The following is a 4,262-nucleotide window of genomic DNA, read 5'->3' as shown; positions in this document are numbered from 1 at the left end:
CCGTTGTAGATGCCGCCTCCCTCCTGGCCGGCACCGTTGTCGGAAATGCCCGCTGCGTCAATGGTTACTGTGCCCAGGTTGTAGATGCCGCCCCCGAAAGAAAAAGCCCCATTACTGGAGATCTGAACCTTGGAGACTGCAAGCTGACCGCCGACCCCCACAAAAACACCGCCACCGGCAGTATTTGGATCGTCTCCATCCGCACAGCCACTTTTGATCTCTACACCTTGTAGATTGAGCTTGCCTCCTCTGCTGACATGGAAAATGCGAAACTCGCCTTTGGCTGCCCTACCGTCTAGATCGCATGCTATCGAAGTATCCCGCTGGATCGTCGCCCCGTTGCCTTGAATGGTGATGGTGCTGGTAATGTCCAAATCGTCGTTGTCCGCTCCAGAGTCGGTTTGGTGTCCCGACCCATCGTCGTCTATCGACAAGGTATAGGTCCTCCCTGCCGACAGCACAATCGTGTCCGCACCTGGGCCCGCAAGACATTCATTCACTGCTGAATCGGTGTTTGCGGCTATCACGGCCTCCCGCAGAGAGCACTCCCCGTCTTTGTTGTCTATGGCATCCCTTGGGGTGGTGACGATGATCGTAGTCTGTGCCGGCGAAGGCAACTGCAAACCTGCCGCTGCCGCACAAGCCACCAGGGGCAATACGAACCTAGAACTGTATTTGCCCACACCTTGCCTCTCTGTCAATCAAGATGGCCTAGTAAGAGGATCCACACCTGCTCACCTGCGGCAACAAGCCATAGACAGGGAGAGGGGCTTGGCAATCGGCTAACCTCGAAGACCTCCTCTCCTTAAATCTACCGCTGGCTGCAGTGGATTTCCCATTCCACTCCCACTTCCCTTTCGCCAGCCGATAAGGCATGGCCTCACCTCGGGATGAGAGGCTGCTCCCGGTTGAGGGGCAAGGTGTGGAATGGGCTTCACCTAGGAACGGCGACCTCGAAGCGGACGACACCGGCTGAGCCAGAACTGCCTCCCCCCACGTTCACCACCACCACACCGTTGGGGTTGCTGATGCCCCCACAAGCAGGCGGCACGGCCCCACCCGGCGGAATGAAGGATCCCCTATCCCTGTGCTCACCGACAGGCTGCCCGGCACATACTGCAAGCCAGGCGCCAGGGGATCGCACACCACAAAGGTGGAAGCGGGCGAGTCCAGCAGGAAGTAGATGGCATACTGCACCCGCGCTCCTGGGCGCACCGGCAGGTTGATGGCCCCCTGCAGGAAGGTGGTGGCTCCGCCTGGCCAAGGGATCCCTGGGTTGTCGTTGGGGTCGGTGGGCTCGTCGAAGAATTCGGGGATAGGAGTTCCGTTGAGAGCGGTAATCCGCTTGACCAGTCGGATCCCTTCGCCTGGGGGAGGTGCTGGGCTGGGTGTGGGCGTCGGAGTGAGTGTGGGCGTCGGTGTCGGGGTGGGTGTGGGTGTTGGAGTGGGCGTGGGTGTCGGAGGAAGCTAGCTTGCTCTACCCCCAAGAGAACCATTAGCAGGGCTGTGGAAACGGTGCCCAAGCTGCGACTAAAAAAGCAAAGCAATCTTTCCAGTTGACCAGGACGAAATGAAGACGGTTTTGAGGTCAGCATTCAACACTCCTCAGCTCTCTCAGCGCGTTCTCTTGAAACACAAAATCAGCTCACATCAAACTTGACTAAAACGAGTCAACCATCAGTTATCTACCCTCACCGAAACCGTGTTGCTAAAGAGCAATGAGCCCGATGCTGAACGAACCACGGCTCTGTTGGTAATAATGGTGGGAAGAGCGGGAGTTTCAGGAGCAGGCACAAATGGAGTCGGCGTAGGTGCCGGCGGTAGGGGTACGGGAATGCGGAGGCGGCAGGGCTGATCCGATTGATTACCTTCTGGGGCATAGCAAACGCGAATAAGATCCTCCACAAAGCGGAGCTGATTAAAACTAAGTTGATCCGCTTGTCGAATAATGTCCGTAATGATTTCCTCCAGGTCTCGGGCTGTTCTGGAAAGAGGTACGCTGACAAACAGAATATTCTCCAGATCCCTAACTTCGGGGGGAGCTAAGTTGGAGAAAGGTACTCTATCCCGCTCCCGCAGCAAGATGCGATAAAGGGCTTCACTCCAAGGGGAAACATCCACGGCTGCGCTGAAAACAAATCCCCGCAGGGGTATAGACTGGCCGGACTGACGCCCTTGGCCCAGGAGATTGGACTGAACCGATACCAATTTCCCCGGCGGTTGAATAATCGATCCGGAAAAGGGGATGGTGAACCGCAAGTTGCCCTCCAAGGCAGTGGTTGACAAGGCAGGCAACAAAATGTCCCCTCTTGAGCTTAGGTTGAACAACTCAACCTTATTGCCTCTTGAAAAGAGCGGCCCTCCCGAACAAAGGGCGGCTGTTGAGCCTGAAGGGCAAAGCTGAGCAAAGGGATCCACCACCAACCCCAAAATGGCAGAGGCAAAGGCGGAGCTGGGATCCCTTGGCGGCGACCCCACGGTCGAGGGGCTGCTGGAGGTACCACCACCGCAACCTTTCAGGAAAACCGTTAGGGAACCTGTAAGCACTGCCGCCAGGACAAGCGCAGCCGGTTGCCAAAATCTTCTGGGTATACCGAGTCGTCGAAACATTTGCTTATCGCCTCGCTCTCGATTAGGGATGTTGTCAGCCTGCGGAATGACTCTAGCGGGATCCCACCGTGAGAACAGCGTCGCTGAAGGGCGCCACAAAACGGCTGCCTTCTCTCTCAACTCTCAGCTCGCCACTGAGAAGATAAGAACCAGCAGATAGCGGAACATTGCTTTGCACCCTCATTTGCAGGCGGTGCTCCCCAATGGCAGCAGGGAATAAGTTGGCAAAGGGAGCTTCCAGCCCTTCAGAAAACCGTGCCAGCACAAAAGTCCCCTCAGTAGCTGCAGCCAGACGCTGTAACTCCAGAAGATTCAAATCGACCCCCAACCCAACCACATACACGGTGAGTTTTTGTCCTCGCTCTCTGGCCAAAGTTGTCAGCTCCTGAGTAGCTTGGTTGATGGAGCGGGTGCTTTCGTTGTCAATCCCATCGGTGAATACCACCAAGCGGCGGTTGAAACGCTCGGTGAGCCGAAAGTCGCTCAAGAAACGCCCGGCTTCTACCGTGGCATCGTAAAGGGCGGTGTTCCCTCCGGGAACAGCACGCAAAACGCCTCGTCTCAGCAGCTCTCTGTCGCCGGTGAAGTCCTGCAATAGCTGAGCTGTGCGCAGGGGCTGCCCCAGGGCTGTAACGCCAAAGCCTGCTCCCCGGTTGTCAAAGCGCAGAATGGCGCCCAGATCCAGGGGTGCAGGGCGAAATTGATCCAGGAGCCGAAAAACAGCCAGGAAGCGCCGAGATTGGGGATCCAAGACCAACAGGCTGCCTGAGCCATCCATCAGCACTGCCATGAGCAAAGGCCGCTGAGGCAGATCCGACGGGGGGTTCTCGATCCGGGTGGGTGTCAGGGTCAAGGCTACCGGCTGCGGGATCCCTAGCAAGTCGGTTACCTGGTTTACCTGCAGGCTGACCTGACTGGCAGAGAGCTGGGTTATTGGTTGGGGCGGATCCCCGCCTTGCAGGAGGGCGATGTTGAACTCCATTTCCCCTTGTGTGCCAGAAAAGGAGCGGGTCAGAGCCCCATTGAATGTCAGGCGAGCTTGGGATCCCAAAGAAGCAGGGTCGATCCCCGTGCTACTGGAAGAGCCACAGCCGGCTATAGAGATCCCTAGCAGGATCAGGGCAATCACCCAGCTAGTTTCTCGGTTTTCTGGTCTGTTAAGTCGCATTGTCAAGACCTGGCGGGAATTGACTGGAAGCACAGACAAGGTCGAGAGAAAAGGCAAAATCGCGATGTAACGCTACCATAGGGAGAGCCGAAAGAGTATCGTAGAAAGAAACACTTGCAAGTAAAAAAAAGATACTAAAAACTTGTCGATCCTCAGGCGATGGCTTTCAGAGGTGACAGTTTTTTTAAAATAAGCGTCCTTGTTTAACTTTGGCTTTAGAAGCATGGCCCGTGGGGTTGGGGAGCTTCAAGAGGCTTGCCGGCCAGCCTAGAAAAAGCTTGGCAGTCCAGTTTTGCCCCCATCTCCTCTCCCGAAGGCGGGCAGACGCCGCCTGAGGTGCATGGGAACCCGTCCACAGGTGTAAGCTCTAATAGGGATCCCTCTGGGTGAGGAGCATGACTCTAGTCAATGATATGCTGGACTATACTGAAAATAATGCCCAGTATGTTCAGTATGGCTGCTTGGTATGGCTAGGTATGTAAAA

General features: G+C 56.1%; 4 protein-coding genes. All 4 read right to left on the bottom strand.

Annotated features, from left to right (window positions below):
• The coding region (locus SYN60AY4M2_RS14130) for a CSLREA domain-containing protein (RefSeq protein ID WP_168173619.1) at positions 1-623 on the bottom strand (623 nt) is incomplete at its 3' end.
• A gap of 376 nt (positions 624-999) precedes the next feature.
• Positions 1,000-1,197: a DUF11 domain-containing protein gene (locus tag SYN60AY4M2_RS14125; RefSeq protein ID WP_099812995.1), complete on the bottom strand. Its 198-nt coding sequence runs from the start codon at positions 1,195-1,197 to the stop codon at positions 1,000-1,002.
• A 480-nt stretch (positions 1,198-1,677) separates the two neighbouring features.
• Positions 1,678-2,259, bottom strand: a complete 582-nt coding sequence (locus SYN60AY4M2_RS13945) for a hypothetical protein (RefSeq protein ID WP_143596976.1) — start codon at positions 2,257-2,259, stop codon at positions 1,678-1,680.
• Between the two features lie 403 nt (positions 2,260-2,662).
• Positions 2,663-3,739 carry a VWA domain-containing protein gene (locus SYN60AY4M2_RS11635; protein WP_099812991.1) on the bottom strand — a complete coding sequence of 359 codons (1,077 nt, stop codon included), beginning with the start codon at positions 3,737-3,739 and terminating at the stop codon, positions 2,663-2,665.
• Positions 3,740-4,262: the final 523 nt, after the last annotated feature.

The organism is Synechococcus sp. 60AY4M2, assembly GCF_002760375.1.
GTDB lineage: Bacteria > Cyanobacteriota > Cyanobacteriia > Thermostichales > Thermostichaceae > Thermostichus.
Note: the sequence above shows the minus strand (reverse complement) of the source record. Positions and strands in the feature narration are given on the sequence as shown.